At 35.9% G+C, this 26,931-nt stretch carries 26 protein-coding genes; 10 read left to right on the forward strand and 16 right to left on the reverse strand.

Annotated features, from left to right (window positions below; genetic code table 11):
- Window positions 1-3: 3 nt before the first annotated feature.
- A complete protein-coding gene (gene lysA / locus EGI26_RS17940) occupies window positions 4-1,239 on the reverse strand; it encodes a diaminopimelate decarboxylase (RefSeq protein ID WP_255080446.1) in 1,236 nt (411 codons plus the stop codon).
- A gap of 158 nt (window positions 1,240-1,397) precedes the next feature.
- Between lysA and EGI26_RS17945 the strand changes: the two genes are divergently transcribed.
- Genes EGI26_RS17945 through ctlX form a run of 3 tightly spaced genes read left to right on the forward strand, consistent with a single transcriptional unit; the run spans window position 1,398 to window position 5,095 of the window.
- The gene (locus EGI26_RS17945; protein WP_255080447.1) at window positions 1,398-2,729 is read left to right on the forward strand and encodes an alkaline phosphatase; all 1,332 of its coding nucleotides are present in this window, start codon (window positions 1,398-1,400) and stop codon (window positions 2,727-2,729) included.
- Window positions 2,730-2,736: 7 nt separating this feature from the next.
- Window positions 2,737-4,173: an arginine deiminase family protein gene (locus EGI26_RS17950; protein ID WP_255080448.1), complete on the forward strand. Its 1,437-nt coding sequence runs from the start codon at window positions 2,737-2,739 to the stop codon at window positions 4,171-4,173.
- A 4-nt stretch (window positions 4,174-4,177) separates the two neighbouring features.
- Window positions 4,178-5,095: a citrulline utilization hydrolase CtlX gene (ctlX, locus tag EGI26_RS17955; RefSeq protein ID WP_255080449.1), complete on the forward strand. Its 918-nt coding sequence runs from the start codon at window positions 4,178-4,180 to the stop codon at window positions 5,093-5,095.
- A 75-nt stretch (window positions 5,096-5,170) separates the two neighbouring features.
- Here ctlX and EGI26_RS17960 read toward each other — a convergent pair whose 3' ends face one another.
- The 5 genes from EGI26_RS17960 to apaG form a co-directional block, all read right to left on the reverse strand.
- A complete protein-coding gene (locus EGI26_RS17960; protein ID WP_255080450.1) occupies window positions 5,171-7,570 on the reverse strand; it encodes a TonB-dependent receptor domain-containing protein in 2,400 nt (799 codons plus the stop codon).
- 6 nt (window positions 7,571-7,576) lie between these two features.
- Window positions 7,577-8,716, reverse strand: coding sequence for a DUF4249 domain-containing protein (locus tag EGI26_RS17965; protein WP_255080451.1), 1,140 nt, complete (start codon window positions 8,714-8,716; stop codon window positions 7,577-7,579).
- A 12-nt stretch (window positions 8,717-8,728) separates the two neighbouring features.
- Complete coding sequence (locus EGI26_RS17970; protein ID WP_255080452.1) at window positions 8,729-9,865, reverse strand: DUF4249 domain-containing protein; 1,137 nt, start codon at window positions 9,863-9,865, stop codon at window positions 8,729-8,731.
- A 115-nt stretch (window positions 9,866-9,980) separates the two neighbouring features.
- Window positions 9,981-10,742, reverse strand: a complete 762-nt coding sequence (locus tag EGI26_RS17975) for an O-methyltransferase (protein ID WP_255080453.1) — start codon at window positions 10,740-10,742, stop codon at window positions 9,981-9,983.
- Window positions 10,743-10,746: 4 nt separating this feature from the next.
- On the reverse strand, window positions 10,747-11,133 hold the full coding sequence (gene apaG / locus EGI26_RS17980) for a Co2+/Mg2+ efflux protein ApaG (RefSeq protein ID WP_255080454.1): 387 nt from the start codon (window positions 11,131-11,133) through the stop codon (window positions 10,747-10,749).
- A gap of 103 nt (window positions 11,134-11,236) precedes the next feature.
- On the opposite strand from apaG, the gene ung reads away from it, so the two are divergent.
- Entirely contained in the window at window positions 11,237-11,902 is a 666-nt protein-coding gene (gene ung, locus EGI26_RS17985; protein WP_255080455.1) for a uracil-DNA glycosylase, read from the forward strand.
- A gap of 59 nt (window positions 11,903-11,961) precedes the next feature.
- On the forward strand, window positions 11,962-13,095 hold the full coding sequence (locus EGI26_RS17990) for a class I SAM-dependent RNA methyltransferase (RefSeq protein ID WP_255080457.1): 1,134 nt from the start codon (window positions 11,962-11,964) through the stop codon (window positions 13,093-13,095).
- Window positions 13,096-13,145: 50 nt separating this feature from the next.
- Here the strand turns inward: EGI26_RS17990 and lepB are convergent, their stop codons facing one another.
- Together lepB and EGI26_RS18000 are read right to left on the reverse strand one after the other, a co-directional pair.
- A complete protein-coding gene (gene lepB, locus EGI26_RS17995) occupies window positions 13,146-14,279 on the reverse strand; it encodes a signal peptidase I (RefSeq protein ID WP_255080458.1) in 1,134 nt (377 codons plus the stop codon).
- Window positions 14,280-14,365: 86 nt separating this feature from the next.
- On the reverse strand, window positions 14,366-14,608 hold the full coding sequence (locus EGI26_RS18000) for a hypothetical protein (RefSeq protein WP_255080459.1): 243 nt from the start codon (window positions 14,606-14,608) through the stop codon (window positions 14,366-14,368).
- On the opposite strand from EGI26_RS18000, the gene EGI26_RS18005 reads away from it, so the two are divergent.
- On the forward strand, window positions 14,607-15,620 hold the full coding sequence (locus tag EGI26_RS18005; RefSeq protein ID WP_255080460.1) for a tetratricopeptide repeat protein: 1,014 nt from the start codon (window positions 14,607-14,609) through the stop codon (window positions 15,618-15,620). The two genes, EGI26_RS18000 and EGI26_RS18005, sit on opposite strands and share 2 nt — an antisense overlap.
- Here EGI26_RS18005 and queG read toward each other — a convergent pair.
- Complete coding sequence (gene queG, locus EGI26_RS18010) at window positions 15,617-16,537, reverse strand: tRNA epoxyqueuosine(34) reductase QueG (RefSeq protein WP_255080461.1); 921 nt, start codon at window positions 16,535-16,537, stop codon at window positions 15,617-15,619. The genes EGI26_RS18005 and queG overlap by 4 nt on opposite strands.
- Window positions 16,538-16,643: 106 nt before the next feature.
- Here queG and EGI26_RS18015 point away from each other — a divergent pair, with 106 nt between their 5' ends.
- From EGI26_RS18015 to hemW, 3 genes are read left to right on the forward strand one after another with little or no spacing between them, the layout of a single operon-like run.
- Complete coding sequence (locus tag EGI26_RS18015; RefSeq protein WP_255080462.1) at window positions 16,644-17,843, forward strand: leucine-rich repeat domain-containing protein; 1,200 nt, start codon at window positions 16,644-16,646, stop codon at window positions 17,841-17,843.
- 6 nt (window positions 17,844-17,849) lie between these two features.
- Window positions 17,850-18,623: a class I SAM-dependent methyltransferase gene (locus tag EGI26_RS18020; protein ID WP_255080463.1), complete on the forward strand. Its 774-nt coding sequence runs from the start codon at window positions 17,850-17,852 to the stop codon at window positions 18,621-18,623.
- Window positions 18,623-19,762 (forward strand): radical SAM family heme chaperone HemW, encoded by a 1,140-nt coding sequence (gene hemW, locus EGI26_RS18025; protein WP_255080464.1) that lies wholly within the window; start codon window positions 18,623-18,625, stop codon window positions 19,760-19,762. Before EGI26_RS18020 ends, hemW begins: the two co-directional genes overlap by 1 nt.
- Here hemW and EGI26_RS18030 read toward each other — a convergent pair whose 3' ends face one another.
- The 6 genes from EGI26_RS18030 to sufC all read right to left on the reverse strand — a co-directional run bounded on the left by EGI26_RS18030 (window position 19,763) and on the right by sufC (window position 24,429).
- Window positions 19,763-20,185: a BrxA/BrxB family bacilliredoxin gene (locus EGI26_RS18030; protein ID WP_255080465.1), complete on the reverse strand. Its 423-nt coding sequence runs from the start codon at window positions 20,183-20,185 to the stop codon at window positions 19,763-19,765. It lies immediately after the preceding gene.
- 86 nt (window positions 20,186-20,271) lie between these two features.
- Window positions 20,272-20,589, reverse strand: a complete 318-nt coding sequence (locus EGI26_RS18035; RefSeq protein WP_255047046.1) for an iron-sulfur cluster assembly protein — start codon at window positions 20,587-20,589, stop codon at window positions 20,272-20,274.
- A gap of 54 nt (window positions 20,590-20,643) precedes the next feature.
- Window positions 20,644-21,069 carry a SufE family protein gene (locus tag EGI26_RS18040; RefSeq protein WP_255080466.1) on the reverse strand — a complete coding sequence of 142 codons (426 nt, stop codon included), beginning with the start codon at window positions 21,067-21,069 and terminating at the stop codon, window positions 20,644-20,646.
- Between the two features lies 1 nt (window position 21,070).
- Window positions 21,071-22,291: a cysteine desulfurase gene (locus EGI26_RS18045; RefSeq protein WP_255080467.1), complete on the reverse strand. Its 1,221-nt coding sequence runs from the start codon at window positions 22,289-22,291 to the stop codon at window positions 21,071-21,073.
- A gap of 36 nt (window positions 22,292-22,327) precedes the next feature.
- Window positions 22,328-23,632 carry a Fe-S cluster assembly protein SufD gene (gene sufD / locus EGI26_RS18050; RefSeq protein ID WP_255080468.1) on the reverse strand — a complete coding sequence of 435 codons (1,305 nt, stop codon included), beginning with the start codon at window positions 23,630-23,632 and terminating at the stop codon, window positions 22,328-22,330.
- 26 nt (window positions 23,633-23,658) lie between these two features.
- Window positions 23,659-24,429, reverse strand: coding sequence for a Fe-S cluster assembly ATPase SufC (gene sufC, locus EGI26_RS18055; protein ID WP_255080469.1), 771 nt, complete (start codon window positions 24,427-24,429; stop codon window positions 23,659-23,661).
- A gap of 169 nt (window positions 24,430-24,598) precedes the next feature.
- On the opposite strand from sufC, the gene msrB reads away from it, so the two are divergent.
- Window positions 24,599-25,075, forward strand: a complete 477-nt coding sequence (gene msrB / locus EGI26_RS18060) for a peptide-methionine (R)-S-oxide reductase MsrB (RefSeq protein ID WP_255080470.1) — start codon at window positions 24,599-24,601, stop codon at window positions 25,073-25,075.
- 72 nt (window positions 25,076-25,147) lie between these two features.
- On the opposite strand, the gene EGI26_RS18065 is transcribed toward msrB, so the two are convergent.
- The gene (locus tag EGI26_RS18065) at window positions 25,148-26,923 is read right to left on the reverse strand and encodes an SMP-30/gluconolactonase/LRE family protein (protein WP_255080471.1); all 1,776 of its coding nucleotides are present in this window, start codon (window positions 26,921-26,923) and stop codon (window positions 25,148-25,150) included.
- Between the last annotated feature and the right edge of the window lie 8 nt (window positions 26,924-26,931).

The following is a 26,931-nucleotide window of genomic DNA, read 5'->3' on the forward strand; positions in this document are numbered from 1 at the left end:
TTTTTAGAAGTCCACAAGGACTTGGTTTGTTAATATATCTTGAAGTGTTTCTCTTTTTCTGACCAAATGTGCCTTGTTTTCATAAATCAAAACTTCGGCTGGCCTAAAACGTGCGTTGTAATTAGAGGCCATGGTGAATCCATAAGCTCCTGCATTTTTTATGGCTAATATGTCTCCCTCTGCTGCCTCTGGTAGCTCTCTTCCTTTTGCAATATCGTCAGTTTCACAGATATATCCCACCACGTCGTACATTTTTTTTGGAGATTCTGTATGTTGAGAAACGTTGACAATATCATGAAAAGCGTCGTACATCATAGGCCTAATGAGGTGATTTAGACCCGTATTCAGCCCCAAAAGTGTTTTTGTTGGATTTTCTTTTACGACATTAACTTGTGCAAACAAATACCCGCTTTCGCTTACCAAATATTTACCTGGCTCAAACCACAACTCCAAATTTCTTCCATATTTTTGACAAAACTCCTTGAAAGAAGCACTTATTTTTTCTCCCAAATCTTTCATGTCTGTCTCTATGTCTCCTTTTTTGTAGGCGACTTTAAATCCACCTCCAAAATCTAGATATTTTAGGTTTGGAAAATCCATGGCAAACTCGAAAATTACTTTGGCCACATTTACAAAAGTTTTTCCATCTTTTATGTCTGAACCGGTGTGTTGGTGTATACCGACAATGTTCAGGTCATATTTTTGAATCAAATCTAGAATAGCGGGCTTTTGTTCAATTGCAATTCCAAATTTGGATTCCTTATGGCCAGTGCTAATTTTTAAATTTCCACCTCCTTCAATATTCGGTCTGATTCTTATCAAAACTGGAACCGAATTTCCATATTTTTGACCAAATTTTTCTAAAGAAGAAAGATTATCGATATTGATAAGCACATTTTCGGCCACACATTCTTCTATTTCGTCAAAAGAAACACCGCTAGAGGTATAAGTGATTTGATTTGGCGAAAATCCAGCTTTCAAGGCTATGGCCATTTCTTGTGGAGACACTACATCTATATCTACGCCCAATTTGTTCATCAATTTCAGAACAGAAATATTGGTATTGGCTTTACAAGCGTATTTTATTTTCATTTTTACACCACTAAAGGCGTCTTTCAAGGCATTTACTTTTTCTTCTATTTTAGCTCCATCATATACATAAAGTGGCGTGCCGTAATTCTGACAAAGTTCTAACACATCTTGATTTTGAATAAAATACCTATCTTCTCTAACAGTCATCAATAATTTTTTTCTGCAAAAATAAGTTTTAAAACCTAAATAGAATAAGTATAATCTAACATATTTCGATACGATATGATATTTATTGAATTCTTAATTTTAGGATATTGAAGATTAGAAAAGGAATGTATAAATTGCAGTTGTATTAAAATCAACAAATGAAAAAACAAACTACAATTCTCCTACTCGTATTCATTGGATTTATTTCCAGTATTCAAGCACAAATTAAATCTGGGCCGATGTTGGGATATTCCGAAATGAGGGAGGTTTTGCTATGGGTTCAGACTGAAAAGGCTGATTTCGTAAAGTTTTCTTATTGGGACAAAGAGGCTCCTACTATAAAGTATTTTACTGACGAGATTCAAACCAACAAAGACAATGCTTATGTGGCAAAATTAATTGCAGACCAAGTTTTACCAGGAAAAAAATATGGATATGAAGTTTGGATAAACAAAAAGCCTGTTAAGTCTGTAAATGTGCAAGAATTTCAAACACAAACACTTTGGCAATATCGATTTGATCCTCCAGCTTTCAAATTTGCACTCGGGAGTTGCACTTACACCAATGAAGAGCGTTTTGATAGACCGGGCGTTCCTTATGGAAAAAGCACCCCAATTTTTGCCAAAATTTATGACCAAAAGCCGAATTTTATGGTTTGGGGCGGTGATAACATCTATTTGAGAGAGGTAGATTGGAATACCAAAACGGGTGTGCATCATCGTTATTCAGAGTTCAAAAAAGTTAAGGAACTTCAACCTCTTTGGGCAAATGTTCACCATTACGCCATCTGGGATGACCATGATTTTGGGCCTAATGATGCCGATAGAAGCTTTTTTGGGAAAAATACCACATTGGGAGCTTTCAAGAATTTCTGGGGAAATCCGAATTATATCTTTGAAAATGAAGGAATCACAGGTTCTTTTTTATGGGAAGATTGTCAGTTTTTCTTGATGGATGATCGGTATTTTAGAGCTCCAAACGATTTGGCAGATTCTACTAAAGACTATTTTGGCGAAAAACAATTAAATTGGTTAATCGACGCTTTGAGTGCTTCGGCAGCTCCATTTAAATTTGTCATAACTGGCGGACAAGTTGTAAATGAAGCTGCAGTTTCTGAAAATATGGCCACATACCCTGTCGAAAGAAAGAAACTTTTTGATAAACTGATTGAAAACAAAATTTCAGGAGTGATTTTCGTTTCTGGAGATAGACACCACACTAACCTTCAAAAATTGGAGAGAAACGGCACTTATCCTTTGTATGACTTGACAATTTCTCCGCTAACTTCGAGTGCGGGCAAGCCAGCAGATATTGAACTTAAAGGTAATACCATTATCAAAGGAACAGAGTTGTACAATTCGCAAGCTTTCAGTATCATGGAAGTTTCCGGAAAAAGAACTGATAGAGTATTGAAAATCAATGTTTTCGATGCAAATGGAGATAAAAAATGGGATTACGTTATCAACGCCAAAGACTTAAGGGCTAAATAATATATTTATGGACAAGCAGATTTTTGTAGATTCGGAAATTTCAACTTTACAACGTTTAATAATTCATAGCCCAGACAGTGGTTTGGGAAAAGTAGTGCCTTCCAAAGCCCAAGATTGGTTGTTTGAAGACATTATTCATCTCGATACCATGCGTAGAAAGGAGTATGATTATTATGTAAAGCTTCTTTTGTTTTTTCTAGATCCTGAAAAAATAGTCAATCAAGACTTATCCGATCCAAAGCGTGAGTTTTTCAAACCGAACTCAAAGGGTTATTTTAATTCAGAAAAAGTAATTGATTTTGAAAAACTTTTGGCTGATGTTTTAAATATTGAAGAGGTAAAAGTGCAGTTGGTGGCGGCAGTAAGTGCCATAGAAGAATGTTCATATCTCGAAATGAAGCGTTTTTTGACTTTTGGCAGTGTAGAGTTGTCAAAAGTTTTGATTACGGGCATTACGGATTCTGGAGAAATGTTCTTCCCTCCCATCCCGAATTTGATTTTCACAAGAGATATTGGAATTGTTATCAATGACCATATTTTGTTGAATAAACCTGCAAGAAGGGCGAGGTCTAGAGAATCTTTATTGGCCAAATATATTTTCTTTAATCATCCTTTATTTACGGCATTAACTGGCAAAATAATAGAAATAGAAGAGGACGAAGAGCATTTCCTTTTGCCAGAAGACCAAGGAAAGCGAATTGACACCCTTGAAGGAGGAGATGTGATGATGGTAGCTCCCAATCATTTGTTGATAGGCATAAGTGAACGAACAACTGTAGAAGCAGCCAGACAGGTGATTGATAAGCTTTTTGCCAAAAATATTGTCAAAAAAATATCGCTGATAAAAATTCCAGCCAAGCGGGATTATATGCACATTGATACCATTTTTACCCAAATCAAACGAAACGTTTGGGTTTTATTGGGTTCCCTAGCTCGAACCAAAGAAACAGCTGAAAATGAGAAAGTTTGGGACGAATTGGGCCAAAGAGTAACACATGAGGACATTGTGATCAAGCAGTTTTATAAAGAGGGAGAAAAGGTACTGAGCAGAGATTTTGATAATTTAGAAGAGCTTCTGAAATACATTTCAGAAATTGATTTGAAATGCACGGAACCCGTAAATTTTATATATTCAGGCAACAATGTTTTTCCATTTGGAGCTAGAGAACAATGGACAGATTCATGCAATCTATTGGTGCTAAAAGAAGGCGTAGCTGTGGGCTATGACCGAAACGATAAAACGAGTGAGGCTTTTAGAGAGTACGGTTTCAAAACCATTCATGCTGTGGAACTTGTAGAGCAACTTGAGCAAGGCAAAGTAAAAGTTGAAGATATTAAAGACACCATCATTTTACTTCCTTCTTCTGAACTTTCAAGGGCAAGAGGCGGGTCGCATTGTATGAGTATGCCGCTTCAAAGAATTGCTTATCAACCTAAAAATTAAAATCATGCAAGAACAAATCACCTCCAATGTATTAATGATTAGGCCAGTTAATTTTAATTTTAATGAGCAAACGGCCGAATCTAACAAGTTCCAAAATAAAGGAACTGACGAAAATATTAATTTTTCGGCACAAGTGGCGTTCGACCAATTTGTGGAACAACTGGAACTCAGAGGTATAAATGTAATGGTGATTGAAGATACTCCAGAGCCATTTACGCCTGATAGTATTTTCCCGAACAATTGGATTTCGATGCACCACTCTGGAAAGGTTGTACTTTATCCAATGGAAGCTCCAAACCGCAGAGCCGAAAGAAGACGAGATATTCTTGACAAAATAAAGCAGAAATATGACCTGAATGTGGTTCTAGATTTCACTCATTTTGAGGAAGAAAATAAGTTTTTGGAAGGTACAGGCAGCTTAGTTTTAGACAGAATGCATCGTGTTGCTTTTGCGTGTATTTCCTCAAGAACAAACCCTGAGGTTTTGGCAGCTTGGAAAAAACAAATGAACTATGATTTGGTGGCTTTCAACGCTTTTGACCAAAACCAACATCCTATTTATCATACCAATGTGGTGATGTGTATGGGCGATACTTTTTGTGTAATTTGTCTAGAATCCATTTCTGATTTGGATGAAAGGTTAATGATAAAGCAAAAATTGGAAAGTTTGGGTAAAGAAGTTATTGAAATAAGTCTTGGCCAAATGAATGAATTTGCAGGAAACATGCTTCTAGTTAAAAACAAATTGGGAAAGAAATTCTTAGTAATGTCAGACCGAGCTTATAGGTCATTATCGAAACATAAAGTGGAACTCTTAGAGGATTATGCGGAGATTATTCACCCAGATTTGGGCGTAATAGAGACTTACGGCGGTGGCTCTGCACGTTGTATGATTGCAGAAATTCATTTACCAGAAATTTAAAAAATACAATTGGTGATAAATGCAAAAAGCCCTTTCAAATAATATAGAAAGGGCTTTTTTATAAAGATTATTATCTTATTGAAACTTAAAATTGTACGACAAAGAAACGATGGGAGCTCCAAAAACGGTTAATTTGTTCGCTTTTACAATTGTTCCTTGATTTTTTAAGAAAACAGAATATGCATTCTTTCTTCCATATAGGTTATACAACGTAAAGGTCCAGTTTCCTTTCCAACGCTTTGCCTCATCCATACTCGGATTGTAGATATTCCAAGAAAAATCCAAACGATGGTAATCAGGAATTCTTGCGTTGTTTCTCAAAGAATAGAATGGGTAGGTTCTTTCCTGATACAAAATAAAACCTTGTGGCATAGTAAAAGGGCGTCCGGTGCTGTAAGTAAAATTAAATGAAAAATCGTGGTGTTTACCCTGATTGATGACCATGGTTGCATTAGCCGAATGAGGCCTATCATAGTTTGCAGTATACCAGTTTCCTTGGTTGATTTGGAGTGATGGGCCAAAACCTTCGTCTACTTTATTGAAACTTCTGGAGTAGGTATAATTTAGCCATCCGGTCAGTTCTCCTTTTTTCTTCGAAATCATGAATTCTAAACCATAGGACTTGTTTTTGCCTTGCAGTAATTGACTTTCGGGATATTCTTGCAAAAGGAAATCGGCACCTGGTTTATAGTCAACAATATTGTTTGTTTGTCTCCAGTAAGCTTCTATTGAATACTCGTAAATATTGTCTGTAAGTTCCTGGAAATACCCAAGAGTGTAAAGACTACTGATTTGTGGTTTTATATACAAATCTGACGTTTTCCATCTTGAAGTCGGTAGTGGTGTCGTTGTATTGGTTATCACCTGCAAATATTGACGCATTAAATTATATCCAAATTTCAAGGATTTTTGCTTGTCTAACTGATATCGCATGCCCACCCGAGGCTCAAAACCACCAAAAGCCTGCTGAACCACACCCTTGTTAATAAAAACGGTATCTAAAAGAGCGATTTCTTCTCTTGGAAACCCCTCTTGGTAGGTTCTATATGAACCGGGTCCCATATTAAAAAACTGTGAATATCTTACTCCAGCGGTCATAACAAATCTCTTGCTGAATTCTATCTCATCCTCAATATAAGCACCTAATTCATAAGCGTTTTCTTGCTGAGTAATAACCCTTCTAATGTTCTGGTTGCTACCTGGATCCAATTCTCCAGGGTTAATGTTATACTTTATTCCATCCAAACCTACTTCCAATTTGTGTTTACCTTTGAAATAATTCAGGTTGGTTTTTACTTGTCTATAACTTATGCCTGATCTTATTTTTACTTTATTATCAGAATTCAATTCCGGCAAAATGGTAGTTGGAGCATAATCAGAGCTTATAAATTTGGTTTGGAAATTCAAATTGCTGTTTATCGCATAAAACCAATTAAGTGTATTATTAATGGTCTGGTATTCGTATTGTGTATTGGTAGAATTTATCTCGTTGATAGATCCCAATATTTCTGTTTGAAAAAAGTCTTTGCTAAAGTAAGTAGTGAGTGTAAAAGTATTTTTGGTGTTTGGTCTAAAAAATATTTTTGAAGAACCATCGCCAAATTTTGCTTTAATATTATCAAGTTTTTTTGAGGCTAATGGAAGTAAAAAATCGTTGAATGCTCCTCTTCCTGAAATAGAAATTCCCAATTTATCTTTGATGATTGGCACATCTAATTTTATTCGATTGGATACCAAACTAATTCCACCAGACATTTTGAATTTGTCAAGGCTTGGATTAGCTAATGTAACATCTAAAACTGCCGCTGCTCTACCTCCAAATCTGGTCGGTACGTTACCTTTGTATAAATCAAAGCTCGAAACTGCTTCTGAAGGAAAAGCAGAAAATAATCCAAACATGTGTGTAGGGTTGAAGATTGGAGCATCATCTAACAAAATAAGATTTTGATCTGTTGCTCCTCCCCTTATGTTTACACCATTGGCTGCTTCACCTACACTTGTTACGCCAGGTAACATCTGCAATCCACGTAAAATGTCGATTTCCCCCAAAGCCGATGGTATTTTAGTTAAAGTTTTTATGCTTAAGGAGTTAACACCCAGTATTGGCCTTTTTATATTGGTTTCTTGGTTTTTACTACTCACAATCACCTCTTCTAAATCATTCGAAACAAGCAAAAGTTTGATATTAAGTGTAATGTCTTTATTGCTTGAGAGGGTAATTCTCCAAGGTTTGTATCCAACAAACTTTACCGTTATTACACTTTCTTTTTTGGTAGCTACCAAGCTAAACTTTCCATTTTTGTCTGTTATTGCATTATTATCACCATAATTGAGGTTAACATTTGCACCAACAAGCGGTTCATTTGTGAGGGAGTCTAACACCTGACCCGAAACGGTGAAAAAACCTTGTGCAGCAGTTTCTTTTACTGCAAATATTAAGGTAAAGACGAACAACAACGTAAATATTTTTTTCATATAATTTTATAAAGGCCAGCCTTCAGGTTTTAATGGGGTTCTAGTGTTGGTAAGTACGCAAGGAGCAAAAGGTGGCCTTGAGCTATCGTCCCCAGAAGGTTCAAAATTCTCATTTCTTCCAAGCATATTGTACGGTTGTGAGCCCTTTGCCTCCAATCTATCCACCCAGATTTTTTGAACTTTAGAGTTTCCAACCATAAAATAGCCCCCAACAGTTTCTTTAATATTATTTGTATTTCTTATATTTCCGATTAATGCAGCTGGTGGCGAATCTACCAAGGTCCCATTATTTTGAGACTGATTGGTAAGTATTTTTAGATATTGAAATGCCGACGGAGAAACCGTTTGTTGTTTGATCTCAATCAAAAATCCATTGTCCTGATAATATGGAATACTTGCAACCAGCCTATTTTTTATCTCATTGCCTTTAGAAAATGCATCGCTCATGACGTTGAGATCTTGCGAGTAAAGTATCTCCCAACAATTCCCCTCGCATTTGTAGTCATATTCAACTCCTGCCTCAGCTAAAGCCCTGATGGGATTACATTTTCCTAACGGAGCTGGAGATGTTATAAAAATTCCACCAGTACATGTTTTACAAACAATTTGTTTTTCATAAGCCCTCCAGCTCCACAAAAAATTGTCACCAGACTGAGCTGGGTCTTTTGTATCTATGTAGATTAAATGGCCAGGAATTGAGTTTTCTCCAAGCTTGATACCTTTTGGGTCAAATTTTACAGTGTAGCCAGTAATATCCGGAGTCGTTCGCATCAATTCCTCTGACGATTCATAGCTTTTTCCATCAGCTAATTTAATTTTAAGTTGATATTTACTACCTACCATTGCTCTAAAGCCCAATGGTAGGTAGTAATAACCATCATTTCTTGAAAAACAATTGATTTGCTCTTTTTTGTCTTTAATTATACTCACTTCGGCTCCTACTTCAGCCGCATAGCTTATACTTCCCGAAGAAGATGGAATAAATCTTTTTATGGCAATGAATTGGTCGTTACTGGCGTCGTCAATGGAGCCATCAACAATCAAAAAAGACTCCGTGGTGGAAACCGTAAGTTCAAAAGGCTCTACACAAGCTATAAAAATAGCAATCGGAAGAATAAAAAGTATTTTGGACTTATTTTTTTTCAATTCTCTAAAGATTTAGTCAATCCAACCGTTTGGCTTTATTTTCGTGCGGGTCTTGTCCTCTACACATGGGGCAAAAGGTGGCCTAGAGGTGTCATTTCCTGCAGGTTCTGGACTTGCTTGTCTGCCTTTAAAAAGCCCATAAGCTGCCGCACCTGGGAAATCACCAATTCTCGGAATTATAAACGTTTTTGTGGTTTTAGAACTAACCATAAATATCCCACCTATTGTTTCGGTCTTATCCGACATGTTGATAATATTTCCAACTAAACCCGCAGGAGGAGTATCTGCTAGTGTTCCGTTTCTCTCTGTCTGATTGACCATTATGTTGAAGTAATCAAAGGCAGACTTAGAAATCGAATATTGTTGAATCTCAATCAGTGCATTTTTAAACTGAAAGAAAGGTATTTTAGCTACTAATCGACCTTTAATCTTCTGACCGTTTGCATAATTATCTGTCATGATGTTCACCTCATCATTATAGAATATTTCCCAGCACTCAGACCTACACAAATAGTCATATACAACACCTCTACGTTTCAGATTGGCGTCATCCACACATCTTCCTAATGGAGCGGGCGTAGTAAAATATCTGCCGCCGTCACATGTTGCACAATAGTTTTGCTTTTCAAAAAGTCGCCATTGCCACATATAGTTTTGACCCTTAATTTCTGAGTCCTTGGTGTCGATGTAAACTTCATGGCCATCAAGTTCGTTCGACAAATATTTAATGCCTTTGGGTTTATAAGTAGCATAAACTGTTTCTATGGGTTCGTTCTTAGAAGCCATTTCTACAGACGATAGATATGTTGCCCCTCCAATGTTAAATTTCAGTTGATAAGAAACACCAACCTTAGCTCTAAATCCCTGTGGCAGCACATACTTGCCATTTGAAGTATAGGTGCAATTTAAAAAAACGGTGCCGTTTTCAATAATTTCTACTTTGGCATTATCAATATCAACATAAATGATATTATTGGGTTCGGGGATGTTTTTCTTGAGAATTACATACTGTAGTGAGTCATAGTCGTTAATGTCGGCTTCTACAAATAAAATCTCTTTTTGACTTCCAAAGTTTAAATCGTAGGGCTCCACACAAGCAAAAACCACCAATCCTATCGCCGCTAATAATAATTTAATCCTATGTTTCATCAAAATGTTTAAAGTTCTCAAATCTACTGAATTTGAGGCATATTTAAGAAGTTAATTTCAAAAAGAAGAGCTATTTGCATATAAAAGATGGTATTGTGTAGATAAATGGCATAGATTATTTTAAGGTAAAATTCTGTTTGATTACACCAGGCTTAAAAAAAACGATACCTAAATAAAAAAGATCTATACAAACGGTGGCTTCAGGGTGGGCTTTGATGTGCTCCCAGGCTTCTTTCATTTCTTCAGACCAATAAATATCATCGAAAACGAAACAGGCATTTTCATTTTTGCGGGCAAGACAAGTTTCGAAATACGCAAGCGTTGGTGCTTTTTGGTGATTAGCATCGAAAAAAACAAAATCTATTAAAGGATGATTCTTTACTGTTTCTATTAACGTAAGATCAATATTCCCACAAATAGAACTGATATTACTAATTTCAAGATTATTAAAAGTATTCTTAGCTATTTTAAGGGTTTCGGGACATCCCTCGAATGTGTGAATTTTAGCATTGTGATTTGCCTTTGCTATGTAAGAGGTTGTTATTCCAAAAGACGTTCCGAGGTCAAGTATATTTTTATAATTGTAAAATTTGACCAAACGAAATATAAATTGACCCCAACTTTTGGGTTTTAATGAAGTTCTAGCAACAGTAGCTATGGTTTCCTGAAAATCTTTCTTTTTTCCAGCTCCGAAATCTCTTCGTTTTATGGTTTGCTTATTTGCGAGAAGAAGTTCCCTTTGATGTTCAATTGCCGCAAAGTCAGAGCAGTTTTCTCTGTCTTTTAAAACTCTGTTGTAAAATTCAAAAACAAATGGGGAATGAATGCCGTGGGCATTTCCTGCCCGAAAATAGTACTTTAGGAAATCCAAATACATCAAATTAATTGAGCTTGTAGGGTACCATCATTATAAATTCTGGTATTACGATGAGGAAAGTTTTTCCATCTAAGACACGTTCCATAGTGTAGAACCCGTACATTTTGCCGGTATCTGATTTGAAATTGCAACCAGAAACGTATTCATGATAGCTCCCCGGTTCGATAATTGGTTGAAATCCAACTACTCCATCGCCAATAACTTCGTCAGAAACACCAATTGAATCCCAAATATACCAGTGTCTTTTGAGCAATTTCATGGTTGAGTCGGAGTGATTCTCGATTCGAATTCTATATGAAAAAGCAAAATGATTTCTTTCAGGGTCTGAATAAAACGGTTGGAACTCTGCAACCACACTCACTTTTATACCTTTCGTGACAGCTATTTCCATATCAATTAGATTTTTAGTCTCTAAACGAAACTTTTATATTTTACTTTGTAAATAAAACAATAATTTTGAATTGAATCAAAAGAAATCGATAAAATTCTCTTAAATGAATATAAAAATAGAAGAATCGTGGAAAGAGCACTTGTACGAAGAGTTTGAGAAAGTTTATTTTAAAGACCTTATAAATTTTGTAAGAACCGAGTACACTTCAACTATATGTTATCCACCCGGTAAGTTAATTTTTAATGCTTTTGACAAATGTCCTTTTGAAAACACAAAGGTGGTAGTTTTAGGCCAAGATCCTTACCATGGTATAAATCAAGCAAACGGGCTTTGTTTTTCGGTAAGTGATGGAGTGCCTCTTCCACCTTCATTGATCAATATTTTCAAAGAAATTAAGAAAGACCTGAATATAGATATTCCACCGTCGGGTAATCTCGAAAGATGGGCAGAACAAGGAGTGCTACTTTTAAATGCCACCTTGACAGTCCGCGATAGTCAGGCCGGCTCGCACCAAAAACAAGGCTGGGAAACGTTCACTGACGCTGTAATAACGAAACTTAATCAAGAGCGAGAAAACTTGGTTTTCTTGCTGTGGGGAGCATTTGCACAAAATAAAGGGAAGTTTATTGACACCTCAAAACATTTGGTCTTAAAGTCAAAACATCCTTCGCCACTTTCTGCAAATCAAGGTGGTTGGTTTGACCAACATCATTTTTCTAAAACCAATGAGTTTCTGAAAAGTAAAGGATTAGAGGAGATAAACTGGTAATTCCTTTCTATTTCAGGACTAGATTCAGATTTTCGATTATTATGCTTTAGCTTTGTACCATGCAAAAATACGAAATAGTAGCCACTACTTTGATGGGACTCGAAAACCTCCTGATAGAAGAACTGAGAGGCTTTGGTGCTGAGAATATTGAAAAATTAAGGCGTGCAATACGTTTTGTGGGCGATGATGAGTTGCTTTATAAAGCCAATATGTCGTCCAGAATAGCCGTTCGGTTTCTTGTTCCTATCGATGACTTTGTGGCTGAAAACGAAACCGAGCTATATAACAATGCAAAGTCATTTCCTTGGGAGAAAGTACTGCATTTAAATCAGACTTTTTCTATTGATGCCACCATTAGTGGTAATCATTTTAGCAATTCGCATTATGTGGCTTTGAAAGTCAAAGATGCCATAGCAGATAGATTTAGAGAAAAAAAAGGCAAAAGACCTGACGTGGGTAAAGATAACCCAGATATCGTAATTAATATACATGTAACTGGTAGTGAAGTAGTTATATCTTTAGATTCCACAGGAGTAAGTTTGGATAGACGTGGCTACAGAATAAAATCAAACGAAGCTCCTATAAACGAGATATTGGCAGCTGGAATAATTTTAATCAGTGGCTGGCATGCAGATTTGCCGTTTTATGACCCTATGGCTGGCTCAGGTACTTTTAGCATCGAAGCCGCACTTATTGGCACTAAAACACCCCCAAATCTCAACAGATCTTTTTGTTTACAAAACTGGCGAGATTTTGATTCTGCACTTTTTAACAAAGTAAAATCAGAGTTGAAATCACAGATTATTGATCCAGATCTAAAGATTTTCGCAAGAGATATTATTCCAAAAAATCTGGAAGTCATTGCTGAAAATGCAGAATTGGCAGGTATGGACGAATATATAAACTTGAAAAAAGCGGACTTTTTTGAAACTGAACCAACCACCGAAAACGGGATAGTTTTCCTTAATCCTCCTTATGGCGAAAGAATGAAAATAGACGATGTTTTTGACTTTTACAGTAAAATTGGCGATACGCTCAAACAAAAATATGCTGGCTTTGAAGCTTGGATGATAAGTTCAGACAAAGAAGCGATAAAGAAAGTTGGACTTAGAGGTGAGCAAAAAATAGACTTGCTTAATGGTGGTTTGGATGCTCGTTTACTAAAATATGAGTTGTATAAGGGCAAAAAATAAGGCTACTTCGATTAAAAGTAGCCTTAAAACATATTTTGGAATTTCTAGTCTTACTTTATCAAGCTAAACAATCTGCTCCATCTGATTTTGTTTAACAAACTTCCGTTTGCATCGATGGACATCCAGATGAACACTGCTTTACCCACTATGTGGTCAGCAGGAACAAATCCCCAAAATCTTGAATCATCTGACTCGTAACGGTTGTCTCCCATCATGAAGTAATAATCCTGATTGAAAGTATATTCGTTTACTTGTTTACCATCTATAAATATCTTCCCGTTTTTGTATTCAGCGTTTTTGTTTAAGTCAAAAACAGTAATTACTGACTTGTACATTGCTATGTTTTTGTCTGTCAACTGAATTTTCATCCCTTTCTTTGGAACCGTGAATGGCTCAAAATTGTCTCTGTTGTTTGAAAACAAAGTCGTTTGATGCGGAAATGCATTATAATTTTGATCCGTAGTGTCACCCTTAGCAATTATGTCAGGAAAAATATTCGTCACAAAATCATATTTCTTCAATTCTGCTAAAGCCGATTCTGTGGAATTGATAGAATAATAGATTTTCCCATTTTCTGAACGCTCGCCTTTGTTTTCGATACCCAGTTTCTCAAACAATTTCTCATTTACATTGGTATTCGTTTCGATGCTGTAATACTTTTGAGTATTGGCAGCATTATCAAATTTCTTGTTGTTTACATAAACCTCCGAATTTCTGATATCTACCACGTCTCCGCCAATACCTATACATCTTTTGATATAATTGGTTCTCAAATCCACTGGATATTTGTCAAAACCACCGTAAGGATCAGGTCTTTCAGGACAACCTGGATAGTTAAACACAACCACATCACCGTTTTTCACAGAAGTGAAGCCCGGAAGTCTAAAATTAGGTATTTGAATAGCGTCTGAATAAGAAGGTATTTCTGTGAACCAAATTTTCTGGTGCGTAAGCGGAACTTGAAGAATGGTTTTTGGAGTTCTAGCTCCATAATGTACTTTTGAAACAAAAAGGAAATCGTTTATCAATAAACTTTTTTCCATTGAGCCTGTCGGAATGGTGTAGGCTTCTAAAAACAATCCTCTAATAAGTGTAGCGGCTACAACTGCAAAAAGCACTGAGTCCCACCACTCACGCATTGCCGATTTTTGTTTTTTTGGTTTCTTATTTTCTTGTTCTGCCATGAAATAATTTCAGATTAATTTTTACAAAAATAAATAAAATACGCCAAAAGCTCTAAAATAATTGCTTGATTGGCAAAATATAAGGATTAATCCACCGAATCGATGATGGCGTCAAAATCGTTTTCCATGTCTTTAAAACGCTCCACCACCTTTTTTAGAAAACTATCGCCCATCATTTCTTCAATATCCTCTTCTCCTGAAACATCTAACTCAGAAACTTTGTAAATTTGCTCAAACATTCCAGCTTCAAACTTTATAATATATTTGTTGTTGAATTGATAAAGCTCTGCTTTGCAGAAATCATTCTCTATATTTTTTACAAACCTCATGAAAAAGTTATTAATTATTGTTTTGTTGGCTCCTCTTTTTTGGGCGTGCAAAGGTAACAAAGAATCTGCTGAATTTTTTAAACGTGGAAATTTTCATTTTAAAAAAAATGAACTCGAAAAAGCCGAACATTTTTTTTCTGAGGCCATAAAAAAGAATTCTGACTTTGCTGATGCTTACAACAACAGAGGTGTTGTGTATCTGAAAGTTGGAAGAACCGACGAAGCCTTAAAAGATTTTGAAAAGGCCGTTTCACTTGATGAATCCTTTGTGGATGCAAAACTTAATTTGGGTCGGATTTATAGCGAAATGGGAAAGACAACCGAAGCTGAGAATCTTTTTAAAGCCATAGAAAAGAAGCTAGAAAAATCCAGTGAGTTTTATAATTCTTATGGACAAAATTTTGTTAGACAGAATCATTTTCCAGAGGGAGAGCAGATGTTGGCAAAATCATTGGCCTTAAACCCCAAAAATATTGAGGCCCTGGCGAACATTTCCTATTTGAAAACCGTGACTAATCAACCAGCAGAAGCACGAAAATATCTAACAAAAGCACAAGCGTTGGATAAAGAAAACCCGGTAGTTTTCAATAATTTGGCGGTTCTTGATGGGAAAGAACGAAATTTTGATTCGGCGATTAAAAACCTTTTGCTTGCTGAAAACAAAGAAGTTAACAATATTATTTATGTTAACAATTTGGCTTTATTCTATTTTGAAAGTGATAAGTATTTTCTTGGAAAAGAAAAACTGGAGAAGGCCATTAAAATTGATGATGAAAATCCATACGTCATTAGAAATCAAGGAATTCAGGCATTTATGGACAAGGATTTTGTAAAAGCAATGGGACTTTTCTCAAAAGTTGAGGCCTCCAATCCTGAAGTTGATTATATCTATTATTATGTCGGAAAAACGTTTTTGGCTATGGGTAAGAGTAAAGAAGCTTGTGAAAATTTTAAAATTGGAGCAAAACTCAATGAAAGTTGGAGCAAGAAATTCGCAGACAATTGCCGTTAAGAATTTTTTTTCAGGAAATCAATATTTCGCATCAAACCTTCAAATTTGGTGCGTTTGATTGCAGAATTTTTGAAGGTTTTTGAGAATACTTCTTGGGTGATTTCTTCCCAATTTTTAAGGCTTTTTAAGTCTTCATTCGGTAGAAATTCAACAGTCTTGTGTGGTTTGGCGAACGAATTCCAAGGACATACATCCTGGCAGATGTCACAACCAAACGCCCATTTTTCCATTTTATCCTTAAATTCCGTAGGAATATTTTCTTTTAATTCAATGGTCAAATAACTAATGCATTTACTTCCATCAACCACGTAGGGATCACTTATGGCATCTGTAGGGCAAGCATCTATACAAGCCGTACAAGTGCCGCAATAATCTTTTATCGGGCCGTCATAATTGAGTTCTAGGTCACAAATAATTTCTCCAATAAAGAAAAAACTCCCAATTTTTCGATTAATCAAATTGCTGTGTTTTCCTATCCAACCAAGACCACCTTTTTTAGCCCAAACTTTGTCCATAACAGGAGCAGAATCAACAAAAACTCTAGCGTTTATATCACCTATTTCGGTTTGCATTTCTGCAAAAAGTTTAGAAAGTTTATCCTTCATAACAAAATGATAATCAGTGCCGTAAGCATATTTTGAGATTTTGTAATCTTGCTCAGTAAGTTCTTCTTCAGGATAATAATTGAGAATGAAAGTTATAACAGATTTTGCACCATCTACTAGTAATCGTGGATCAAGCCTTTTGTCGAAATAGTTGGCCATATAAGCCATTTTACCATTGTAATTTTTATGGAGCCAAGTTTCTAGTAGTTTGGCTTCGCTTTCTAGGAATTCTGCTTTAGAAATACCACAAAAATCAAAGCCCAGCTCTGCAGCTTTAGATTTTATGAAGGCCGTATTTTTGTCTTTTTGCAAGAAAATCAATTTTTGTTCAAATGTACTTTGCTTTATTTTCTGTGCAAAGGTTTTTTATTGTCTTGTTTGAAAACTATTTTTGTAAAAATCAATACATTTAACGTGTATGACTTATTTTACCCGTGCTTTTATAATAGTTTCCATTTTTGGTATATCGTGCCAGCGGCCGCCTGATTTACCCCCATTTGTAATTACTGCCACTGTACTCGAAAACAGTACATCAGCTCGATTGGATTGGCCTTTGGTAGAAGATTCTAGGATTGGGCCAGTGAGATATGATCTTTATTTGGAGAATACCTTGATAGCAAGCAATTTGAATGCAATTTCATATACCTTAAATAATCTAAATTACAACACTGCCTACAGTGGAACATTAGTTGGAAAAACCCTTACTGGCGATACCGAATCCGCAGAATTTTCATTTACAACTGGAAAAGAATACATCGCCATACCAGACGCTGGTCTCGAACAAGCTTTAATTGCTGGAGGATTTGACACAGAAGGACTTACCAATGGTAAAATGATCAAAGTGGATGCTTTATTGGTTAAAAATTTGAAGGCTAATAATAGAAATATTTCTAATCTTGAAGGCCTACAGCATTTCGTAAATTTGGAAGTTGCAGATTTATCTACTAATCAAATAAGTCAAATAAATTTGGGCCAAAATCTAAAAATATCTGAGATAAATTTAGGGAGCAATCAGCTGTCAAATCTTAATCTGTCACCCAATATTAATTTGAGGTATTTATACGTTTTCAAAAATAACCTTTCTCAACTCAATATTACCCAGAATGCACAATTGGAGGTATTAGTTGCAGATTATAACAATTTGTCAAGTATTGATATTAGTAGGAATACAGTTCTAAACAGTCTAGGACTCAGCCATAACACCATTAATCAAATTAATCTTTCTTCCAATCCAAGGCTTGCAGATTTAGATTTGAGTTATAACCCCATATCTGGTTTTAGCCTTTCAGCTTCATCTTTGTTGCTTAATTTAGCGTGTCAATCATGTAGTTTGACTGGAATTGGAGTAGGGAATTTGACTAATCTAGTATATTTGGATGTTTCGAAAAATTTAATTTCAAGCATTAGTTTAACCAATAATATCGCTTTGAAAACTTTAAATGTTTCAAATAACAATTTGAATACGCTAAATTTGAAAAATAATCCGAATTTATCCATCCTCAATACTGAAAATAACAATAATCTTTCTCAAATTTGTGTTTTGAATGTGCCTTTGGCCTTAAGCTATGAAGATTGGGTAAAGGATGTCTCTACCATTTATAGTTCTAATTGTAATTAATTAAATATGACATACGCTACAACAGAAATAACCAGTGCAGAGATATTATCTGACAATCCAGTACATCAAAGGTTATATTTTCCTTATGAATTGGCCGCAAAAATTATAAGTGGGAAAGTACTGGAATTGGGCTGTGGTTGGGGCCGTGGTGTGGAGAAATTAATTAGCAATTGTGATCATTTTACGGGTTTAGATAAAAACGAACCACTTATAAAAGCTCTTCAAGAAAAGCATCCAAAACACTATTTTAATACCGCAAATCTTCCTTTACTGACTGAATTTGAGGATAACACCTTCGATTTCATCGTTACTTTTCAAGTAATTGAACACATTCAAGACGACCACAAATTTCTCCAAGAAGCACATAGGGTATTAAAGCCAGGCGGGAAAATATTGCTAACTACCGTTAACAAAGAGTATTCTCTTAGCCGAAATCCGTGGCATATCAGAGAATATAAAACGAATGAATTAAAATCTCTGATGTTGAAATATTTCAAAACGCTGGATGCTAAAGGTGTGGGCGGCAATGATAAAGTTTGGGAATATTACGCTCAAAATAAGGCCTCTGTAAATAAAATTATGCGTTGGGATATCTTTAATCTCCAACACAATTTACCAGCTTGGATTCTTAGAATTCCTTATGAAATACTAAACAGATTCAATAGGAATAAACTTTTGCAACAATCTGAAGGCTTAGCAGCGGAGATTAACTGGGACGATCATTATTTGAGCGATGAGCCAGAGAAATGCATAGACTATTTCTTTGTGGCCACTAAATAATGCATCTCTACATTCATATTCCTTTTTGTAAACAGGCTTGTTATTATTGTGACTTTCATTTCAGCACCAATCTTTCTTTGAAGGACAAAATGGTGGATGCCATTTGTAAGGAAATTGAACTTCAGAAAGATTATCTCCTAAACAAGAAACTTCAGACCATTTATTTTGGCGGTGGTACTCCTTCCCTACTTTCTGGTGGCGATTTCGAAAAGATTTTTAAAGCCATTTCAAATTTCTATGATGTATCTTCCCTTGAAGAAACTACCATAGAAACCAATCCTGACGATATTAATTTAGAGAAAATCAATGAATGGAAATCATTCGGAATCGATAGAGTAAGTTTGGGAATTCAGACTTTTGATAATGATTTATTGAAGTTTATGAATCGGGCACACGATTCAAATCAAAGCTTTTTTGCGTTAGATTTACTTTTAAACAATAGTCTCGAAAATATCACTATAGATTTGATTTATGCTAAAAATGCGAAGGATTTTGATATTGAAAAGCAGAATTGCATTCTTAGAAATGACTTAAAAATAATTGAGAAATACAATCTAAACCATATTTCGGCCTATAACTTGACCATTGAAGATTCTACAGTTTTTGGAAAATGGGTAAAGCAAAAAAAGCTAGAACCCATCAGTGAAGATTATGCGGCAGAACAATATGACATTCTCGTTAATAATTTAACTAGCCAAGGTTTCGAACAATACGAGGTTTCTAATTTTGCAAAAAACGGGAAGTATGCTCTTCACAATTCGTCTTATTGGAAAAATGAAGAATATTTAGGAATTGGGCCGTCTGCTCATTCATATAACTTGATTTCTCGCCAAGCAAATGTTTCTAATAACTCTAAATATATTGCTGCCTTAGAATCGGGAAAAGTGCCTTTTTCGATAGAGAATCTTAGTATTTCAGACAAAGTAAATGATTATTTATTGTGTGGTTTAAGGACAATTTGGGGAATTGATACAAAAAAAATATCCCAAATTGTCGGGGAAATTCCTCCAACTTTTTGGGATACTTTAGATATTTTGAAAAATCAAAATCTTGTATTTCAATCTGGAAATTCTATCAAAATCACAGCACAAGGAAGAATTTTTTCCGATAAAATCGCCTCTGATTTATTTTTTGATTGATTACTCAGCTATACAAACATCTTCGTAAACTGCTGCCAAATGGCCACCAATCATTTGTGCTGAACGACCCTCAATGTGGTGTCTCTCAACAAAATGAACCAATTCTCCGTCTTTAAACAATGCAATCGATGGCGATGATGGAGGCAATGGGATGTATTCACGCATACGTTGAGTTGCTTCAGTGTCCACACCAGCAAAAACTGTTACCAACTGGTTAGGTTTTACTTCTGACATTTCAAGCGAAAGCTTCGCACCTGGGCGACAAGTACCTGCTGCACAGCCACATACTGAATTTATAACTACTAGAGCAGTGCCTTTTTGATTGGCCATAAATTGGTCAACTTCTTCGGCTGTCTGCAAAGACTGAAAACCTACCGAAGTAAGGTCTGCTTTCATTGGTTCTACTAAATGGGGAGGATACATTGTTTCTTAATTTTATTCCCCGACCCCTTCGGGGGAGTTTTAAAAATCAACAGCATTTTTGGAGGGGTAAACTCAAAAAAGCTTTTTTATAAAAATCCTAATTCTAATTTTGCAACATCACTCATCATTTCTGTTCCATAAGGTGGATCAAAAGTCAATTCGATGCTTACGTCATTTACTCCTTCAACTTCCCTTATTTTTTGCTCAATCTCCGATGGAATAGCCTCTGCTGAAGGACACGACGGAGAAGTGAGTGTCATTAAAACAAACACGTTATTAACAGGGAAAATTTTGATATCGTAAATAAGTCCAAGTTCAAAAACATCCACAGGAATTTCAGGATCATAAACCTGCTTTATGGCTTCTATCACTTTGGCTTTCAATTCTTCTTCTTGCGTATCCATTTCAATTAGGTTTTAAATACTTCTAAAAAACACAACGAATTTTAATAAAGTTCTTTATTTTTCTAAACTTTGATAAGCCAAAGCATAGGTTTTCATTTGCTTAACCATCGACGCCAATCCATTTGATCGGGTTTGAGCTAAATGACTTGTAAGGCCAATTTTTTCGATGAAATACAAATCTGCATTCAATATTTCTCTAGGGGTATGATTTGTAAGCACTTTTAAGAGCATACTTACCAAGCCTTTAACAATAATAGCCTGGCTATCGCCTTCAAAAATCACAAGTCCATTTTCGTATTTGGCATTTAGCCAAACCACTGACTGACAACCTTTTATTATATTATCTTCGGTCTTAAATTCTTCAGCTAGAGGAGAAAGCTTTTTGCCCAAATCAATGATGTACTCATATTTGCCTTCCCAATCATCCTCGAAAAGCTCAAATTCTTCAATTATTTCGTCTTGTAGTTCGTTGATGCTCATTTTACGACAAAAGTTTTTTTACTTTCAAGATTCCTGCAACCAATGCATCTATTTCTTCGAAAGTGTTATATACTGAAAATGAAGCTCTTGCTGTACCTGGTATTCCAAATCGTTGCATCAAAGGCTGGGTACAATGGTGCCCAGTTCTAACAGCAATTCCCTGTTGATCAAGTATAATTCCTATATCTTGTGGATGAATTCCTTCCAAAACAAACGATATTACGCTCACTTTTTCTTTGGCTTTTCCTATAACTGTAAGTCCTTCAATTGCTTCTAATTTCTCGGTGGCATAATTTAGAAGCTCATTTTCATAAGCTGCAATGTTTGTTTTACCAATGTTTTGAATGTAATCCAAAGCAAATTTAAATGCCACAACATCGGCTATGTTCGGTGTTCCAGCTTCAAATTTATAGGGTAAATCGGCGTAAGTAGTCTTTTCAAAAGTCACTTCTTTGATCATTTCACCACCACCTCTGTACGGAGGCATAGCTTCCAAAAGCTCTTTTTTGCCATAAAGAACACCCATTCCGGTTGGTCCAAATAATTTGTGTGCCGAAAGTGCATAAAAATCGACATCCAATTCTTGAACATCAATGTCAATATGACTACTCGCTTGTGCTCCGTCAATCAAAACCTTTGCTCCAACAGCATGGGCTTTTTCGATAATACTTTTTATGGGATTGATAGTCCCTAGAGCATTGGATACATGAACGACAGATACCAATTTCGTTTTCTCAGAAAGCAACTTCTCGAACTCATCCATAAGGATTTCTCCTTCATCGTTTATCGGAATTACCTTCAAAACGCATCCTTTTTCTTGACAAAGCATTTGCCACGGAACAATATTAGAGTGGTGTTCAAGGGTAGAAATGATGATTTCATCTCCAGCATTTATGAATTTTCTGCCGAAGGTACCTGCCACTAAATTAATGCTGTCAGTAGTGCCGTAAGTAAATATTATTTCCTCGGTTGAATTGGCATTCAAGAAAGTTTTGACTGCTTTCCGAGTTGCCTCAAATGCTGCTGTTGCCTTTTCTGCCAAATGGTGAATTCCTCTATGAATATTGGCATTATAGCCTCTGTAATAGTCATTTAGAGCGTCTAAAACCTGAGTAGGCTTTTGCGTTGTGGCTGCATTGTCGAAATAAACCAGTTTTTTGCCGTTGATAGATTGCTCTAAAATCGGGAAATCTTGCCTTATCTTATTGATATCAAGTTTCAAAATTCTTTTTGTTGTAAATAAATTCTGTAAAAGAATTTATTTGAGTTTGTTTTCAATCATCGTATCCAACATTTCTCTTAGTTCCTCTATTTTGATTTGAGAAACCACTTCTTCTGCAAACGCTACCAACTGTAATCTAATGGCTTCTGGCTTAGGAATACCTCTAGATTGCATATAGAAAATAGCATCGTCGTTAAGTTTTCCTGTGGTTGTTCCGTGTGAGCATTTCACATCGTCTGCCCAAATTTCCAACTGCGGCTTGCTGTTCATCGATGCTGTATCTGAGGTAATTACATTTCTGCAATTTTGATATGCATTCGTTTTCTGAGCATCTTCTCTTACAAATATTTTGCCATTGAATACCCCATTTGAACTATCCATTAAAACGCCTTTGTAAAGCTCGTTGCTTTCACAATTTGGCATTTTGTGGTCCACAAGTGTATGGTTATCAACGTGTTGCTTGCCATTTGGAATATATAAACCATACATGTGGTTGTCTATATATTGTCCGTTTAGTACCAAATTTAAGTTATTCCTAACAAACCCACCATTAAGGGTTACAGTGGCAGAATAGAAATAACTTTTATCTTCTTGGTTGACCTGTGTAGTGCCTACATGATAACTCTGGTCGTTTTCATCCTGAATTTTGTAATAATGAGCAATAGCATCTTTATCCACAAAAATCTCTGTAACCAGATTTGAAAAAGCTGTTTTTTCTCCTTCGGTTTGGAAAATCTCTACAATTTTTGCTTCAGAATGTTTACCTACAACAATCAGATTATGAATATTTAAGGCGATATTTTCTGAAGTTACGTCCGAAATATATCGAATAACAATTGGACTCTCTAAAACATAATTTTCGTCTATGACAATCACGCTTCCAGAGTTTGAAAGGGCATTATTTAAGGCAGAAAGACCTTCTTTGTCAACCTCTACATATTTTCCATAATGTTTTTCAATAACTTCAGGAATTTGGTCTAAGGCGTTTTCAAGTGTTAGAACTTTTATCTTTGCGGATTCTTCAATATTTGAAAGCTCTTGGCTGAAAATTCCGTTTACAAAACAAATAGAGATTCCTTTCAAACTTGAAAAAGGAAGCGAATCAAAAGTAGTTTTGGAAATACTAGACGCTGAATTAAAACTAAATTGAAGCTTATCAAGGTTTTTGAGATTTGAATATTTCCAATCTTCATTTTTTACGGTTGGAATTCCCAAAGCTTTGAATTGCTCAAAAGCACCTTTTCTGATTAAATTAAAATCAGATCCACTTTTTCCGTTGAGGTTTTTTTGAATATTTTCAAATTCAGCCTCAAATTGGCCTTGAATATTCTGAAATGACATTTTGTTTTCTTTTAATGAATTAATTATCAAACCATTGATGCTTCTAACGCATCGGCTTCAGATTTAATCCAATCATAGCCTTTTTCTTCGAGTTCAAGAGCCAAATCTTTGGTTCCTGATTTTACGATTCTTCCTTTATACAATACATGAACAAAGTCAGGTACTATATAATCTAACAATCTTTGGTAGTGAGTTACCACGATGAAAGATCTGTCTGCAGACCTCAATTGATTTACTCCGTCAGCAACTATCTTTAAGGCATCTATATCAAGGCCAGAATCAGTTTCGTCCAAAATTCCCAAACTTGGCTCTAACATGGCCATTTGGAATATTTCGTTGCGTTTTTTCTCACCTCCTGAAAAACCTTCGTTCAATGATCTTCTAAGAAGTTGATCATCAATTTTAACGCTTTTTGCCTTTTCTTTCATCAATTTCAGGAATTGAGCAGCATCAAGTGGCTCTTTTTCGTGATATTTTCTGATTTGGTTTATGGCAGTTTTTAAGAAATTTATGGTGGTTACACCTGGTATCTCCACTGGATATTGGAAGGCCAAGAAAATACCTTCTGCCGCTCTCTCTTCAGGAGCTAAGTCAAGCAAATCCTTGCCATTAAACTCAACTGTTCCACCAGTGACTTCATAGTCTTCTCTTCCTGCCAAAACAGAGGCCAAAGTACTCTTACCAGAGCCATTTGGACCCATTATCGCGTGAATCTCACCTGGTTTTATTTCCAAATTTATTCCTCTAAGTATCTCTTTACTTTCTACTCTTGCTTGTAAATTACTGATTTTCAGCATAAATGAATATGTCCCTTTAATTATGTTACAAAGATAAATTATTAAATTCTAATAATAATCATTACTTATAATAACTATAAATAAGATTTCCTTGTTCCAATAATTAGGATTTTTATTTAAATTTAAACTAAATAATATATTCATTCGTATTTAAAAGAAAGATATAAACATGAAAAAAATAGTAATTGCATTTTTAGCTGCGTTTACGTTCACCATGAGTTGTGCCCAAAAAACAAAGGTAAACTGCAACATAGTAAAGGTAAAAAAGACCGAAAAAGAATGGAAAGCTCAGTTGACACCGTTACAATATAATGTAACTCGTCAATCAGGCACTGAGAGATCTTTTACAGGTATCTATTGGGATAATCATGCCAAAGGAGTTTACAAATGCATTGGTTGTGGATTGGATTTATTCACTTCTGAAACTAAGTTTGAATCTGGTACTGGTTGGCCGAGTTTTTGGAAACCAGTAGATCCATGTAGTGTAGAAGTGGGTACTGATGCCAGCCTTGGGATGGTACGCGATGAAGTAAAATGTAAAAGATGCGACGCACATTTGGGACACGTTTTTGATGATGGTCCAAAACCAACGGGCTTGAGGTATTGTATGAATTCAGCAAGTTTGAAATTTGTGGCTGTTAATTAGTTTTATGAAACCGCAAAGACACTAGATTGCAAAGTTTGTTCTTTGCGTTTTTGTGCCTTTGCGGTAATATCGTCAAAGTCTTGGTGTGGCAGGTTTATTAGGCATATCAAAATTGTTAGCACCTTTTACTTTTACTTTTCTTCTGTAAACCTTGTCTTGAACTGAGGCATAAATTATATCGAAATTAGGACCGCCAAAACAGAGATTAGATACTTGACCTTTTGTTTTTGGCAATGGTAAAATTGCGTTGACTCTTCCCATTTGATCCATAATTTGAATTCCACTCAAAGATGTCACGTATATCCTACCGTCTCTATCGCATTTAATTCCATCACTCCAGGCGTTTTCATCGGTATCTCTTACGTGTAACCATCCAAATTTCTGTTTGTTTGACAATGTGCCATCTGGCAATATTGAATAAACCCAAACCCAATGCGAGGCAGATTCTGTTACATATAGTTGCGTCTGGTCCGGAGAAAAACAAAGGCCGTTGGCAAATTTTAGTCCTTCGTCCAATACAACTTTCTCTCCATTTGGCCTCAACAAAAATAATTTGCTTGGTTTTTCTCTACCGTCAGGTTGAGTAATGTAAATATTCCCATTTTTGGCAATGGATATATCATTTCCCGGAGTTTCTTCTGTGAGAGCCTTAATGAACTTTCCATCTGCATCATATTGATGAATTTGTTTCGTTGGCGGCTGCGACCAACCTCCCGTGATGGTCAGCATCTGCCCGTCCGGTCCAAAAGTGGTGCCACTTGCTTTTCTTGCATCCTCTACGTAGATTTCTGGTTTGCCAGCAGCGTTTATTTTGTAGGTTTTAGAATTAGGTATGTCCTGAAAAAATACCTCTCCTTTCGCATTTACGGCTGTACCTTCGGTAAACCCGTAGTTTTCACCAACCAATTCCCAATCTTCATTTTCTATCAGAATGTCTTTTAAGAATTGATTTTTAGACTGCCCTGCTTCTATTTTCTTGGGATAATCTCTCCACAGCCAACGCATTGCATCAGCAAAAACAGCGGTTCCATGCTGTCCATTGTGACCTCCTTCGCCCCATACGTGTTTCACATCATAACCCGAAAATGCCAATGCTCTTTCCATGGTTTCGTTGGCTTTCCACCAGTCACCTGCATATATATTGAGGTCGTTTGAGCCATCTTGAAGAAATATTCTCAAAGGCTTTGGTTCGTATTTTCTTACCAAAATATCATATCTGTCAGCTCCTCTTAAGCCTACGTAAGTTCCAATGGCACTAAAAACTCTCGAAAATTCTTGAGGTTTTTCCCAAGCTGCCGTAAAAGCACAAACAGCACCACTGCTTGAGCCGCCAATCGCTCTGTCGTTTCCGTTTTTGGAAAGTACGATTGCTCTGCCATTGCTACTTTTTTGTTTTTCAACCTCTGGCAAAATTTCTTCTAAAAGAAAACGGGCATAATTATCTCCCAAACCATCATATTCGAAACTCCTGTTAAATCTATTTAATGCCAAATCTGCATTTTGGGCTTTTACTTGGCCAGGAGTTACAAAAACTCCGATGGTTATCGGCATTTCTTTTTGATGTATTAGATTATCAAATACAATCGGAGCTTTCCATTGAATTCCATCCTGATTCACATATATACAAGCTGGCTTTTTACCATCGTATTGTGCTGGTATATAAATACTTACTTCTCGGGTAGTACCCGGAAAAACCTTTGAATTTTCAAAAGTAAATTTAATAATTTCACCTTTCGGGACTCCCACCTTCTCTACTGATGCAGGATCAGTTGGATATGTTTCTGGTATATTTTGCCCAATGGCTTTACCTACAAGAAGTAATAGGAGAAATGTGATATTTCTTTTCATTTTTTAAG

The sequence above is a fragment of the Lacihabitans sp. CCS-44 genome, from assembly GCF_024343735.1.
In the GTDB taxonomy this organism is placed as follows: Bacteria; Bacteroidota; Bacteroidia; order Cytophagales; family Spirosomataceae; genus Leadbetterella.